The 13,683-nt window shown below is 68.2% G+C and carries 12 protein-coding genes; 10 read left to right on the top strand and 2 right to left on the bottom strand.

The genetic code is table 11. The features are described from left to right. Window positions 1-314: hypothetical protein (locus WA967_RS00705; RefSeq protein WP_424418987.1), on the top strand; the 314-nt coding region annotated here is incomplete at its 5' end. Window positions 315-320: 6 nt separating this feature from the next. Here WA967_RS00705 and WA967_RS00700 read toward each other — a convergent pair. After that, a complete protein-coding gene (locus tag WA967_RS00700) occupies window positions 321-1,751 on the bottom strand; it encodes a GH1 family beta-glucosidase (RefSeq protein ID WP_424418986.1) in 1,431 nt (476 codons plus the stop codon). Window positions 1,752-1,948: 197 nt separating this feature from the next. Here WA967_RS00700 and WA967_RS00695 point away from each other — a divergent pair, with 197 nt between their 5' ends. From WA967_RS00695 to ddaH, 6 genes are all read left to right on the top strand, one after another. Beyond that, window positions 1,949-3,265, top strand: coding sequence for an ABC transporter substrate-binding protein (locus WA967_RS00695; protein ID WP_424418985.1), 1,317 nt, complete (start codon window positions 1,949-1,951; stop codon window positions 3,263-3,265). 73 nt (window positions 3,266-3,338) lie between these two features. After that, window positions 3,339-4,316, top strand: a complete 978-nt coding sequence (locus tag WA967_RS00690; protein ID WP_424418984.1) for a carbohydrate ABC transporter permease — start codon at window positions 3,339-3,341, stop codon at window positions 4,314-4,316. Beyond that, the gene (locus WA967_RS00685; RefSeq protein WP_298868394.1) at window positions 4,309-5,148 is read left to right on the top strand and encodes a carbohydrate ABC transporter permease; all 840 of its coding nucleotides are present in this window, start codon (window positions 4,309-4,311) and stop codon (window positions 5,146-5,148) included. Before WA967_RS00690 ends, WA967_RS00685 begins: the two co-directional genes overlap by 8 nt. Further along, a complete protein-coding gene (locus tag WA967_RS00680) occupies window positions 5,145-7,067 on the top strand; it encodes a cellulase family glycosylhydrolase (protein ID WP_424418983.1) in 1,923 nt (640 codons plus the stop codon). Before WA967_RS00685 ends, WA967_RS00680 begins: the two co-directional genes overlap by 4 nt. A 42-nt stretch (window positions 7,068-7,109) precedes the next feature. After that, the gene (locus tag WA967_RS00675) at window positions 7,110-8,135 is read left to right on the top strand and encodes a LacI family DNA-binding transcriptional regulator (RefSeq protein ID WP_424418982.1); all 1,026 of its coding nucleotides are present in this window, start codon (window positions 7,110-7,112) and stop codon (window positions 8,133-8,135) included. Window positions 8,136-8,301: 166 nt separating this feature from the next. Then, on the top strand, window positions 8,302-9,183 hold the full coding sequence (gene ddaH / locus WA967_RS00670) for a dimethylargininase (RefSeq protein WP_424418981.1): 882 nt from the start codon (window positions 8,302-8,304) through the stop codon (window positions 9,181-9,183). A 79-nt stretch (window positions 9,184-9,262) separates the two neighbouring features. Here the strand turns inward: ddaH and WA967_RS00665 are convergent, their stop codons facing one another. Then, window positions 9,263-10,021, bottom strand: coding sequence for a GntR family transcriptional regulator (locus tag WA967_RS00665; RefSeq protein ID WP_424418980.1), 759 nt, complete (start codon window positions 10,019-10,021; stop codon window positions 9,263-9,265). Between the two features lie 230 nt (window positions 10,022-10,251). Here WA967_RS00665 and iolC point away from each other — a divergent pair, with 230 nt between their 5' ends. The 3 genes from iolC to WA967_RS00650 are packed head-to-tail and all read left to right on the top strand — an operon-like array spanning window position 10,252 to window position 13,681. Next, window positions 10,252-11,178 carry a 5-dehydro-2-deoxygluconokinase gene (gene iolC / locus WA967_RS00660; RefSeq protein ID WP_424418990.1) on the top strand — a complete coding sequence of 309 codons (927 nt, stop codon included), beginning with the start codon at window positions 10,252-10,254 and terminating at the stop codon, window positions 11,176-11,178. Continuing rightward, entirely contained in the window at window positions 11,175-12,131 is a 957-nt protein-coding gene (locus tag WA967_RS00655; protein WP_424418978.1) for a class I fructose-bisphosphate aldolase, read from the top strand. Before iolC ends, WA967_RS00655 begins: the two co-directional genes overlap by 4 nt. Next, on the top strand, window positions 12,128-13,681 hold the full coding sequence (locus tag WA967_RS00650; RefSeq protein WP_424418976.1) for a CoA-acylating methylmalonate-semialdehyde dehydrogenase: 1,554 nt from the start codon (window positions 12,128-12,130) through the stop codon (window positions 13,679-13,681). Before WA967_RS00655 ends, WA967_RS00650 begins: the two co-directional genes overlap by 4 nt. Window positions 13,682-13,683 lie beyond the last annotated feature (2 nt).

Raw genomic sequence — 13,683 nt, 5'->3', positions numbered from 1 at the left:
GCGCCGAACTGGGCGCGCTGGAGGTGCCGGTGGCCGTGGAGACCGAGTCGGAATGGATCCAGCGCGTGCGGCAGCGCTCACCGGAGTCCGCCAAGGTGGGCCGCGTGCGGCTGATCGGCGGGCGGGGTGCCGTCGCCGAGCTGCATCGCACGCTGTCGGATGCTGTGGGCGGCGATCCCGACGTGGCCGTCTACGACAACGAGGTGACCTCCGCAGGCCGCCTGGAGCTGCTGCCGTTCCTGCATGAGCAGGCCATAGCCATCACCGCGCACCGCTTCGGCAACCCCGACCCGTGGAGCACCTCGGTCATCTGAGCGGGCTCATCCCTCCAGCATCCGGGTGCGCGCCAGGCGCGAGTACCAGAGCGCGCTGTCCTTCGGCGTGCGCTCGAGCGTGTCGAAATCGATGTGCACCAGGCCGAAGCGCTTGTCGTAGCCGTACGCCCACTCGAAGTTGTCCATGAGAGACCACGCGTAGTAGCCGCGCACGTCGGCGCCCTCGGCGATGGTCTGCAGCACGACGGCCAGATGCCTGCGCAGATAGTCGATGCGTTCGGGGTCGTGGATGCGGCCGTCTGCCGACACGACGTCGGGGAACGCCGCGCCGTTCTCGGTGATCATCAGCGCCATCCCCGGGTTCTCCCGGTGCATCCGCATGATCAGCTCGTACAGGCCGCTCGGGTCGATGTTCCAGCCCATGTCGGTGTACGGGCCGGGCTGCGGGAGGAACTGCACGCCGTCCGCGCCCGGCCACGGCGATGCGTTCGAGTCGTTGTGGCCCGCGGAGTGGTTGTTGGCGCCGACCCCGTCCCATTCGCGCACGCGACTGGTGGAGTAGAAGTTGATGCCGATCGCGTCGAGGGGCTGATGGATCGCCGCCAGGTCGCCGTCCTGAACGAAGGACCAGTCCGTCACCGACGCCGTGTCGGCCAGCAGATCCTCGGGGTAGGCGCCTGCGAGCATCGGCCCGGTGAACACCCGGTTGGCGAGGGCGTCGATGCGCCGCACGGCGTCGGCGTCCTCGGGGCGATCCGGACGCACGGCCTGCAGGTTCAGCGACACGGAGAACTCGGATGTCGACGGCACCCGCTCGCGCAGCGCCTGAAGGGCGAGGCCGTGCGCGAGGTTGAGGTGGTGCGCCGCGCGCAGCGCGATGGCGGGGTCGGTGATGCCCGGAGCGTGCACTCCCGATCCATGGCCGAGGAAGGCCGAGCACCACGGCTCGTTGAGCGTCGTCCACATGCCGATCCGGTCGCCGAGGGCGTCGCCGACGATGCCGGCATAGTCGGCGAAGGCGGCGGAGGTGTCGCGGGAGGCCCAGCCTCCGGCATCCTGCAGCGCCTGCGGGAGATCCCAGTGGTACAGCGTCGCCAGGGGCCTGATGCCGCGATCGCGCAGCCCGTCGGCGAGGTGCCGGTAGAAGTCCAGGCCCCGCTGGTTCACGACGCCGCGGCCGGTGGGCAGGATGCGCGGCCAGGAGATCGAGAACCGGTAGGCGCCGAGGCCGAGCTGCGCCATCAGGTCGAGGTCGGCGTCCAGCCGGTGGTAGTGGTCGCAGGCGACATCGCCCGAGTCGCCGTGCAGCACCCGGCCGGGCGTGTGGCTGAACGTGTCCCAGATGGACGGGCCCCGGCCGTCCTCCTCCGCCGCCCCCTCGATCTGGTAGGCGGCGGTGGCCGCGCCGAACAGGAAGTGGCCGGGGAATGCCGCGGAGGATGCTGCGGGCTGAGCGTCGTGCGATGAAGCCGTCATTGGTGTCGTCGTCTTTCCGTCCGGATCGGCCGCCGTCGGGCGGTGACCGATCCGTGACCTGATCGTGATGTTAAGAACCTAACCGGTTAAGTTAGGCTACCGCTCAGATCTCCTCAAGAGAAGAGGCAACCCACCGGGTGCCGCAGTGAGGAGGTCGGCGGGCCGACGAACGGCCTTCTGAGACGAAGGAGTCATAGGTGGAAGCGAAGCGGAAGGTCGTCGCGGCAGCCGCGGCGATGGCAGTCGTATCGATGGCGCTGGCCGGATGCTCGGGCAGCGGCTCGGCCGGCGGCGGCGCAGACGGCGGATCGGCGACGATCACGTACTGGGCCAGCAACCAGGGCACCAGCCTCGACAATGACAAGGAGGTGCTCACCCCGATCCTCAAGGAGTTCACCAAGCAGACCGGCGTCAAGGTCGATCTCGAGGTGATCGGCTGGAACGAGCTGCAGACCCGGATCCAGACCGCCGTCACGAGCGGGCAGGGCCCCGACGTGGTGAACATCGGCAACACCTGGGGTGCGGCGTTCCAGTCCACGGGTGCGTTCACGGAGTTCAACTCCGACAACGCCGCCAAGATCGGCGGACTCGACAAGTACGTGAAGACCGCGCTCGACGCGGGCGGGGCGCCGGGGAAGACACCGACCTCCGTGCCGCTCTACGGCCTGGCGTACGGCCTGTACTACAACAAGGCGATGTTCGCGGACGCGGGCCTGCAGCCGCCCACCACGTGGGATGAACTCGTCACCGACGCGAAGACGCTCACGCATGACGATCAGTGGGGCCTGACCCTCGCCGCCGGCAGCTACACCGAGAACATCCACTTCGCGTTCCTCACCTCCGCGCAGAACGGCGGCGAGTTCTACGACAAGAGCGGCAAGCCCACGTTCAACACCCCCGAGAACGTCGCGGGCATCAAACGCTACCTCGACCTGATGCAGACGGAGAAGGTCGCCAATCCCGCCAACGCGCAGTACGACAACGCATCCTCGGCGGCTGCGGATCTGGCCTCCGGCAAGGCTGCGATGTTCCTCAGCCAGAACAACGCCGACTCCACACTCAAGGCCGACGGCATGAAGCCCGGTGAGTGGGGCGTGGTCCCGCTGCCTGCGCCGGACGACGCGAAGGAGCAGATCTCGACGTTCCCCGCCGGCATCAACATCTCGGTGTTCGGCTACACCAAGCACCTGCCGGAGTCGCTGAAGTTCGTGAAGTACATGACCAGCCCCGAAGTGCAGTCCGAGCTGGCCGTGCCGTTCTCGGTGCTTCCGGTGCTGAACGACGCCGAGGCGAAGTTCACCACGGATGCCGACGAGGCCAAGGTGTTCATGGACGCCTACCAGAACCGGTCCAAGCCGTTGCCGCAGGTGGCCAGCGAGGGTGACTTCGAGAGCACGATCGGCAAGGGGATCAGCGGTCTGTTCGCGCAGATCGCCACCGGCAAGAAGGTCACGGAGGCCGACATCTCGGCGATGCTCGACACCGCTCAGCAGCAGGTCGAAGCAGCCAGCTGACCCCATCCGCGAGTCGTGGCGGGCCCGGACCGCACCGGGCCCGCCACGCATGCACAGAGAAGGAGTGACGGACATGTCCGCAACCGCCTCGCCGAGCATCTCGAGGGATGCCGCGGTCGACCCGTCGGGAGAGATCCGGCCGCGGAGACGTCGCCGCGACTGGCTGCCGTACGTGCTGCTGATCCCGGCCGCCCTGTTCGAGCTGCTGGTGCACATCGTTCCCATGGTGACGGGAATCTGGATCAGCTTCATCAAGCTCACGCAGCAGTACCTGCGCAACTGGAGCGAGGCGCCGTTCCTGGGCTTGGGCAACTATCGGGTGTCGCTCGACTTCAACGGCGCTGTCGGGCAGTCTCTGCGCGACTCGTTCCTGATCACCTGCGGCTTCACGCTGCTCGTGGTCGGCATCGCCTGGGTGGCCGGCATGGCTGCGGCCGTCGCGCTGCAGCGGCGCTTCCCCGGGCGCGGCATCTTCCGCACGGTGTTCCTGATCCCCTACGCCATCCCGGTGTACGCGGGGATAATCGCGTGGAAGTTCATGCTCCAGAAGGACACCGGCGCGGTCAACCACCTGCTCTTCGACAACCTCGGGCTTCCCGGCGACAAGCCGTTCTGGCTCATCGGCGGCAACGCCTTCTGGTCGCTCGTCGTCGTCGCCATCTGGCGGCTGTGGCCGTTCGCGTTCCTGATGCTCATGGCGGGGCTCCAGTCCGTTCCGGAGGAGCTGTACGAGGCATCCGCCGTCGATGGCGCCAAGCCGTTCCGGCAGTGGCGCTCGATCACGCTGCCGATGCTGCGTCCGGTGAACGTCGTGCTCGTGCTGGTGATGTTCCTGTGGACGTTCAACGACTTCAACACGCCGTTCGTGCTGTTCGGCAAGACCGCGCAGCCGCCGGCCGGCGACCTGATCTCGTTCCACATCTACAACGCGTCGTTCCTGACGTTCAACTTCGGCTACGGGTCTGCCATGTCGGTGCTGCTGCTCATCTTCCTGCTGCTCGTGACCATCGTCTACCTGCTGTTCGTGAATCGGAGGTCCCAGCGTGCGTGAGACAACGGGAACGCGGATCTTCCGCGTCGTGACGATCGCCGTGCTGACGGCGTTCACGCTGCTGCCGATCTGGGTGATGATCACCTCGTCGGTCAAACCGCTCGGCGAGGTGCTGGACAGCTTCACCTGGTGGCCCGAGCACATCACCTTCCAGCCGTACATCGACATCTGGAAGACGGTTCCGCTGGCCGAGTACTTCGTCAACAGCCTCATCGTGTGCACGGCCGCCACGGCTGTCAGCCTGGTCGTGGCCGTGTTCGCCGCCTTCGCGGTCTCCCGCTGGCGCTTCCGCGGGCGCAGCGTGTTCACCACGACGGTGCTGTCCACGCAGATGTTCCCCGGCATCCTGTTCCTGCTGCCGCTGTTCCTCATCTTCATCAACGTGACGCAGGCCACCGGCATCCCGCTGATCGGCACCCGGCTGGGCCTGGTCATCACCTACCTGACCTTCTCGCTGCCGTTCTCGATCTGGATGCTGGCGGGCTACTTCGACGCCATCCCGCGCGACCTCGACGAAGCAGCGAAGGTCGACGGCACGGGTGCGATGGGAGCCCTGTGGCACGTGCTGCTGCCGGCCGCGCGGCCGGGCCTGGTGGCGGTGGGCATCTACAGCTTCATGACCAGCTGGGGCGAGCTGCTTTTCGCCTCGGTGCTGACCAACGGGCCCACCCAGACCCTCGCGATCGGCCTGCAGCAGTACTCCACGCAGGTGAACGTGTACTGGAACCAGATCATGGCGGCGTCTCTCGTGGTGAGTGTGCCGGTGGTGGTGGCCTTCCTGCTGCTGCAGCGCAGCTTCGTGGCGGGCCTTACGGCGGGAGCGGTGAAATGACGGATGTTGTGAGGACGGATGCCGTGCGCGAGCGCGTCTGGCTCGGGGCCAACTTCTGGTCGCGGGCCGGCGGGCCGCGGATGTGGACCGACCGCTACGACCGCGCCGTGGTGCGCGAGGAGCTGGCGGTGCTGGCCGAGCACGGGCTGAACATGACCCGCTCGTTCTTCTTCTGGCCTGACTTCCAGCCGGAGCCGGACGTGCTCGACGAGGACTGCATCGCGCGGTTCGCCGACTTCCTCGACGCGCATGAGGAGGCCGGGATGACCACGATCCCCACGTTCATCGTGGGGCACATGTCGGGCGAGAACTGGGATCCGGCGTGGCGGCAGGGGCGCGACCTGTATCGCGACGTGTGGTTCGTGGGCCGGCAGGCCTGGTACGTGCGCGAGCTGACGGCGCGGTTCCACGCGCACCCGGCCGTGGCCGGATGGCTGCTCAGCAACGAGGTGCCCATCTACGGCGGCGAGGCTCCGCACGAGGCCGTGGCCGCGTGGGCGCAGCTGCTGGTCGACGCGGTTCGCGCGGGCGGCGGCACCCAGCCGGTGTCCATCGGCGACGGCGCGTGGGGCATCGAGACCACCGGTCACGACAACGGCTTCCGCCTGCGCGAGCTCGCGGAGGTGTCGGACTTCGTCGGCCCGCACGTGTACCGGATGGAGAGCGATCAGATCCGCCAGCATCTGAAGACGGCGTGGGTCGCGCGGCTGTGCGAGATCGCGGAGCGGCCCATCGTGCTGGAGGAGTTCGGCGTCACTGACGCGTACGTCTCACCGCAGGGAGCGGCCTCGTATTACCGCCAGCAGCTGTACGGCACGCTGGCGGCGGGGGCGGTGGGCTGGATCGCCTGGAACAACACCGACTACGACGACCTGGTCGCCGAGAGGCCGTACTCCCATCATCCGTTCGAGATGCACTTCGGCATCACCGACAGCACCGGGGCGCCCAAGCCCGCACTGCTCGAACTGCAGCGGTTCTCCGCCGACCTCGAGGCGATGGATGCCGCGGGCCTGCACCGCCCCGCCGCACAGGCGGCGCTGGTGCTCCCCTCGCACCTGGCCGAGGGGTATCCGTTCAGCCGTGAGCCGGAGCGGGAGCACATCGTCGCGGTCGGCGAGCAGGCGCACATCGCCGCCCAGGAGGCGCACCTGCCGGTCGACGTGGTGCGCGAGGTCGCCGACGGCGGCATCGCGCCGGGCTACGACCTGTACCTGGTGCCGTCGGTCAAGCAGCTGTGCGGGCCCAGCTGGCGGCAACTGGTGTCGCTGGCCGAGAACGGTGCCGTCGTGTACGCGTCATACTGTGCGGGTGAGACCGACGCGCAGCGCGGGCCGTGGTGGGCGTTCACCGAGGAGCTGTTCGGCGTGGTGACGGCCGCGTCGTACGGGCTGGTGGAGACCATCCAGGATCAGACCGTCACCGTGAAGATGACGGGAGACCTGGGCGCGCTGCGCGCCGGCGACCGGCTGCACGTGCGCGCGGCGGGCGCCGACAACGCCCGGGCCCACCTGCCGGTGACCGTGACCAGCGGCGAGGTGCTGGCGACGGATGCGCACGGCAGGCCCGTGCTGGTGGCCCGCAGGCACGGCCGCGGCCTGGCCGTGCTGTGCACGTATCCGCTGGAGTACCTGGCGTCGCAGCTGGGACGCGTGAACCCCGAGGACACCTGGCGGCTCTACGACGCGCTGGCCGACGTCGCCGGCATCCGCCGCCCGGTCGTACTGGACGATCCGGAGGTATTCGCGCAGACGCTGGAGCACGCCGACGGGCGCCGGTTCGCGATCTTCGCCAGCCAGCACGACCGGCCGTGCACGGTGACCCCGGAGGTGGCATCCGGTGCTCTGCGCACTCTCGGCGGCGAGGCTGTCGCGGAGGTCGCGCTGGGCGCGTACGGCACCCAGGTGCGCGAGATCCGCTGAGGGATTCTGCACGACCGCCGAGCCCGTGTCAGAGTGTGATCGATGGATGGGAAGAAGAAGACGGCGGCACGGGTGACCATTCACGAGATGGCGCGCAGGCTCGGGGTCTCGGTGGCGTCGGTCTCGTATGCGTTGAACGGCCGGCCCGGGGTCGGCGAGGCCACGCGCGAGCGCGTGCTGGCGCTGGCACGGGAGCTGGACTGGCAGCCGAGCTCCTCGGCGAGGGCGCTCTCGCGCTCGCGCACGGATTCCGTGGGCATGGTGCTGCGCCGCGAGCCGGAGCTGCTGGGCCAGGAGCCGTACTACATGAGCCTGCTCAGCGGCGTGGAGGCCGTGCTGTCCGAGGCGGGGCAATCGCTGCTGCTGCGGATGGTCGGCACCGCTCCCGGGCGCGACCTCGACGTCTACCGGCAGTGGAGCGCGCAGCGCCGCGTCGACGGCGTCATCGTGCTCGACCGCCTCATCGACGATCCGCGGCCCGAACTGCTGCGATCGCTGGGCATGCCGTTCGTCCAGCACGGGCTGCGCATCGAACCGGGCACCGGTCGTCAGGTCGTGGAGGATCTCGTCGTCGATGCCCGGCAGATCGTCGACCATCTGGCGGCGCTGGGGCACACCGAGATCGTCGACGTGAGCGGTCCGCTTACACTCGCGCACGAGGTGGAGCGCCGGGATGCCATCGCCGCACGGGCCGTCGAGCGCGGCATCCGCGTGACCGTGGCCGAGGGCGACTACACCCGTGAGGGGGCGGCGCGACTGGTCGCGGAGCGGATCGGGAGCTGGGCGTCGGCCACGGCGGTGATCAGCTCGAACGACGTCATGGCGCTGGGAGTGCTGCGGTCCCTGCGTGCCGCAGGGCGCGCGGACATGGCCCTGATCAGCTGGGACGACTCGCTGCTGTGCGAGGTCTCGGCGCCTTCCATCACAGCGCTGTCGCGCCGGACCGACGAGCAGGGCCGGCGCAGCGCCAGAACCCTGCTGCGCGTCATCGGCGGGCACGAGGATACGGCCGAGCCGGCCATCCCCAGCGAGCTGATGGTGCGCGAGACGAGCATCGCCGCCCGCTGAGCCCGGCGGCGCCTGCGGAAAGGGCTGGCGCTCGCGGCATCCGGGATGCGAAGATGTCTCAGGCGTGCCCGAGTCGCATCTTCCCCTCCTCGCCCAAGGCGAGCGGGTCGAACTTCCGCCGGGCCCCTGGACAGCGTCCGCCTCTGCCTTCATCCGAGGAGAAACCATGTCCACGCCCGAGACCGCGACGATCCTTCGACCCGCTCAGGAACCCATCCGCCGACGAGTCGCCCAGCACCGCCACTACCTGATGTGCAGGCCGACACACTTCACGGTCGACTACAAGATCAACCCGTGGATGGACCCCGCCACCCCCACCGACACGGCCAAGGCCGTCGCGCAGTGGCAGGACCTGTACGACCTGTACGTGAAGCTCGGCCACGAGGTCGAGCTCATCGAGCCGCTGGCCGGCTACCCCGACATGGTCTACACGGCCAACGGCGGGTTCACGATCGGCGGCCGGGCGTACGTGCCCGCCTTCTACTACGAGCAGCGTCGGGGCGAGTCGCCGGCATTCGCAGAGTGGTTCCGCAGCCACGGCTACGACACCGTGCTCCCTGCGGAGATCAACGAGGGAGAAGGCGACTTCCTGCTCGCCGGGGACGTGATCCTGGCCGGCACCGGCTTCCGCTCGGTGGGTGACAGCCACCGCGAGGTGCAGGAGGTGTTCGGCCGCGAGGTCGTCACGCTCACGCTCGTCGACCCGCGCTTCTACCACCTCGACACTGCGCTGACCGTGCTGGATCCCGTGGTGGAGGATGGTGCCACCGCCGGCATCGCCTACCTTCCGCATGCCTTCGACGAGGCCTCGCAGCGCATCCTCGCCGAGCGCTTCCCCGACGCGATCCTGGTCGCCGACGAGGACGGCGCGGTGTTCGGCCTGAACTCCGCCAGCGACGGCCTGAACGTCATCATCTCCCCGCGCGCGACCGGGTTCGAGAAGCAGCTGCGCGAGCGCGGGTACAACCCGATCATGGTCGACCTGTCCGAGCTGCTGCTCGGCGGCGGCGGCATCAAGTGCTGCACGCTGGAGCTGCGCCAGGCCTGATCAACGCCCCGCATCGGCGGTCACGGATCTCGGGATGGCGGAGCGCCTGTCTCCGCCGAGGACGTGATCGCCGATGCGTTCAGGCCACCAGTGTGGTCTCGAAGCTGTAACGGTCTGGCCGGTAGCAGTGGTGGCCGTACTCGACAGCCTTGCCCGAACTGTCGAAGGCGATGCGCTCCATGGTGAGCACGGGTGCGGACTTCTCGATCTCCAGCAGGGTGCTCTCGTCGGCCTGGGCGCGACGCGCGCCGATCTTCTGGTTGGCGACCCGGATCGAGACTCCTCGCGAGCGCATGATGTCGTACAGGCCGCGATCGATGAGGTCGTCGACGGTGATGTCCGAGAACTCCATCGGCAGGTAGTTCTCCAGGACGGCCACCGGATGGCCGTCGGTGTTGCGCAGCCGCCGGAGGTAGAAGACGTCGTCTCCCACAGCCATGCCGAGTCCCGTGGCCACCTCGGTCGATGCGGACACGACCTCGCAGACGAGCACGCGCGTGGTCGGGTGGTGCTCTGCGGTCTGCAGATCTTCGAAGAGGCTGGTCAGCTCGACTCGGCGCGTGACCTGACTCTGGACGACTTGCGTTCCGATGCCGCGCCGCCGCACGAGCAACCCCTTGTCCACGACTTCCTGGATGGCGCGGCGCACGGTGGGCCGGGAGATCCCGAGACGCTTGCCGATCGCGATCTCGTTCTCCAATCGCGCTCCGGCGGGGATGGCCCCGGTGCGGATGGCGGACTCCAGCCGGTTCGACACCTGGTAGTACAGCGGGACGGGGCCTGATCTGTCGAGATCGAGGAAGAGCTCGTCGGGCCAGATGGGGTCGCTGTCGGCCACGTGTCGTCCATTCGGTCGGGAATGCGGCTATTGTCATGACAATTTTACACATCGTGCCCAGAATCACCCGGAACGCCGCCGAAACTGCTCCGGATCTGTTGTGCAGATGGCCGGTTGTGCTAATGTCAGAACATACATATCGAAGGGTGACGGGGAGATGACCCCTGGTCGGAGAGGGAGGCGGAACAGTGAGCGCAGCTGAACAGTCGCGTGACAGCGAAGTCGTGGTCATGGGGCGACTCGGTGTCGACATCTACCCGCTGCAGTCCGGGGTCGGCCTGGAAGATGTGACCACCTTCCAGAAGTTCCTCGGTGGCAGCGCGGCCAACGTGGCCGTCGCGGCGGCCGGATACGGCCACGCCGTATCGCTGGTGTCGCGAGTCGGGAACGATCCCTTCGGCCGATATCTCCTGCGCGAGCTCGACCATCTGGGAGTGGATCGCCGTCTCGTCGTCACGGATCCGACGTTGAAGACGCCGTTGACGTTCTGCGAGATCTTCCCGCCGGACGACTTCCCGCTGTACTTCTACCGCGAGCCGAAAGCCCCCGACCACAACATCGAAGCAGGCGACCTGGATGCCGGGATCCTGCGCTCGGCACGACTGCTGTGGATGACCGTCACGGGGCTCAGCCAGGAGCCGAGCCGTGCGACGCACTCCGCCGCGCTGGCGGCGCGGGGGAGCGCGGGCGAGAACATCCTCGACCTCGACTACCGGCCGATGTTCTGGGAGGACCCAGCGCAGGCCACCGCCGCGATCGCCGAGGTCCTTCCGCACATCACCGTCGCCGTCGGGAACCGTGAGGAGTGCGAAGTGGCCGTCGGCGAGACCGAGCCGGGGCGTGCGGCGGATGCCCTTCTGGAACGCGGAGTCCGGCTCGCGATCGTCAAGCAGGGCCCCAAGGGGGTGCTGGCCAAGACCGCGGACGAGACCGTGGAGGTGCCGCCGTACCCCGTCGAGGTCGTCAACGGCCTCGGCGCGGGGGATGCCTTCGGCGGCGCCCTCATCCACGGACTTCTCGAGGGCTGGGGTCTCGAGCGCATCCTGCGGTTCGCCAATGTCGCCGGCGCCATCGTCGCATCCCGGTTGGAGTGCTCGACCGCGATGCCGAGCAGTGCCGAGGTAGAGTCCATCCTCCAGGCGGGAGTCCGAGCATGACCGGTCACATCTTCAGCGACGCCGACTTCGAGCGCCTGCGCACGCTCCGCGCCACCGACCCCGGGGTCTTCGCCAGGGTGCTCTCCGAACGCCGGCGCAGACCGGTGCTGCGGGGCGACGGGCAGATGCTGATCGTCGCGGCCGACCACCCCGCCCGCGGCGCGTTGGCCGTGGGGCGCAATGCAGAGGCGATGGCCAACCGGTACGACCTGTTGGACCGCCTGGCGGTGGCGCTGTCCAATCCCCGTGTGGACGGCGTGCTCGGCAGTCCCGACATCATCGACGACCTGGCTGCGCTGGGCGTGCTCGACGACAAGATCGTGGTCGGGTCCATGAACCGCGGCGGTCTGCGGGGCGCGGCATTCGAGATGGACGATCGCTACACCGGTTACGACGTGGACAGCATGGTCTCCGCGGGCATCGACTTCGCCAAGACGCTCATCCGCGTCAACCTCGGCGACCCGGGCACCGCTCCCACACTGCGGGCGACAGCGGATGCCGTGACGCGCGCGGCTCAGGCGGGCCTCCCGATCATGCTGGAGCCGTTCATGAGCAGCTGGCAGGACGGCCGCATCCTGAACGATCTGTCCACCGAAGCGGTGATCCTGTCGGTGTCCATCGCGCAGGCTCTGGGCGCCAGCAGCAGTCACACCTGGCTGAAGCTGCCCGTCGTGGCGGACATGGACAGGGTGATGCAGGCCACCACGCTGCCGACGCTGCTGCTCGGCGGCGACTCCGGCGCCGATCCGGACCAGACTTTCGCCTCCTGGCAAGACGCCCTCACGCTTCCCGGCGTGCGCGGGCTCACCGTGGGCCGCACGCTGCTGTATCCCCCCGACGGAGATGTGGCGGGTGCCGTTGCCATGGCCGCACAGATGGTCCATCCATCTCAGGTGCCCGCGCCCCAGGACCTTTCGACCACTGACAGAACCTTCAGCAAGGAGTCAAGATGAGCATTGCAGAGCAGTCCGCGCCCTCGGACACGGCCGACACGGCGACCCGCGTCATCTCGCACTGGATCGACGGCGCTGAGCGCGCGTCGCAGTCCGGTCGTCGTGCTGCGGTGTACAACCCCGCCACCGGTGAGGTGCAGGCGCAGGTGGCCATCGCCGACGAGCAGGAGATCGCCGAGGCGATCGCCTCCGCGCAGCAGGGCTTCGCCGTCTGGTCGAGTCTCTCCATCGCGAAGCGCCAGACCGTGATGTTCGCGTTCCGGGAGATCCTGAACGCCCGCAAGCAGGAGCTGGCGGAGATCATCACCTCCGAGCATGGCAAGGTCGTCTCTGACGCGATGGGCGAGATCATGCGCGGGCAGGAGGTCGTGGAGCTCGCGACCGGCTTCCCGCACCTGATCAAGGGCGACTTCAGCGAGAACGCCTCCACGGGCATCGACGTCTACTCGATCAAGCAGCCCTTGGGCGTGGTCGGGATCATCTCGCCCTTCAACTTCCCCGTCATGGTGCCGCTCTGGTTCATCCCCATCGCCATCGCCGCGGGCAACAGCGTGATCCTCAAGCCCAGTGAGAAAGACCCGAGCGCGGCGCTCTGGCTCGCGCGGGCGTGGAAGGATGCGGGGCTCCCCGATGGGGTCTTCACCGTGCTCCAGGGCGACAAGCTCGCCGTCGACGGGCTGCTGGAGTCGCCCGTCGTGCAGTCCATCTCGTTCGTGGGCTCCACTCCGATCGCGCAGTACATCTATGAGACCGCCTCACGCAACGGCAAGCGCGTGCAGGCCCTTGGCGGCGCGAAGAACCACATGCTGGTGCTGCCGGACGCCGATCTGGATCTCGTCGCCGATCAGGCCGTGAACGCGGGCTTCGGCGCGGCGGGCGAGCGCTGCATGTCGATCTCGGTGGTGCTGGCCGTCGAGCCCGTCGCCGACGTGCTGATCGAGAAGATCACCGATCGCATCTCGCGACTGCGAATCGGCAACGGCGTCGGGGCAGACGGGGTCGAGCCGGACATGGGCCCCCTGATCACCGACGTGCACCGCAAGAAGGTCGCCTCCTACGTCGACATCGCCGAGGCGGACGGCGCGAAGATCGTCGTGGACGGTCGCAACTGCCGCGTCGAGGGCCACGAGGACGGCTTCTTCTTCGGACCGACCCTCATCGACGACATCCCGCTGAGCAGCCGCGCGTACTCGGAGGAGATCTTCGGACCCGTGCTGTCGATCGTCCGTGTCGCCTCGTACGAGGACGGCCTCGAGCTGATCAACTCGGGCGAGTTCGGCAACGGAACGGCCATCTTCACCAATGACGGCGGCGCGGCGCGGCGCTTCCAGCACGAAGTCGAGGTCGGGATGATCGGCATCAACGTGCCGATCCCGGTGCCGGTCGCATATCACTCCTTCGGAGGATGGAAGAAGTCCCTGTTCGGCGACGCGAAGGCGTACGGTGCGCACGGATTCGACTTCTTCACCCGCGAGAAGGCCGTCACGAGCCGGTGGCTCGATCCCGCGACTCACGGCGGGATCAACCTCGGATTCCCGCAGAACGATTGACA

The organism is Microbacterium sp., from assembly GCF_049650565.1.
Classification (GTDB): domain Bacteria; phylum Actinomycetota; class Actinomycetes; order Actinomycetales; family Microbacteriaceae; genus Microbacterium.
The sequence above is the reverse complement of the archived record's forward strand: the minus strand, read 5'-3'. Positions and strand labels throughout refer to the sequence as shown.

Coding starts and splice junctions, on each gene's coding strand:
- WA967_RS00700 (WP_424418986.1), bottom strand. CDS start 1,751: ATGACGGCTTCATCGCACGACGCTCAGCCCGCAGCATCCTCCGCGGCA.
- WA967_RS00690 (WP_424418984.1), top strand. CDS start 3,339: ATGTCCGCAACCGCCTCGCCGAGCATCTCGAGGGATGCCGCGGTCGAC.
- WA967_RS00680 (WP_424418983.1), top strand. CDS start 5,145: ATGACGGATGTTGTGAGGACGGATGCCGTGCGCGAGCGCGTCTGGCTC.
- WA967_RS00675 (WP_424418982.1), top strand. CDS start 7,110: ATGGATGGGAAGAAGAAGACGGCGGCACGGGTGACCATTCACGAGATG.
- ddaH (WP_424418981.1), top strand. CDS start 8,302: ATGTCCACGCCCGAGACCGCGACGATCCTTCGACCCGCTCAGGAACCC.
- iolC (WP_424418990.1), top strand. CDS start 10,252: ATGGGGCGACTCGGTGTCGACATCTACCCGCTGCAGTCCGGGGTCGGC.
- WA967_RS00655 (WP_424418978.1), top strand. CDS start 11,175: ATGACCGGTCACATCTTCAGCGACGCCGACTTCGAGCGCCTGCGCACG.
- WA967_RS00650 (WP_424418976.1), top strand. CDS start 12,128: ATGAGCATTGCAGAGCAGTCCGCGCCCTCGGACACGGCCGACACGGCG.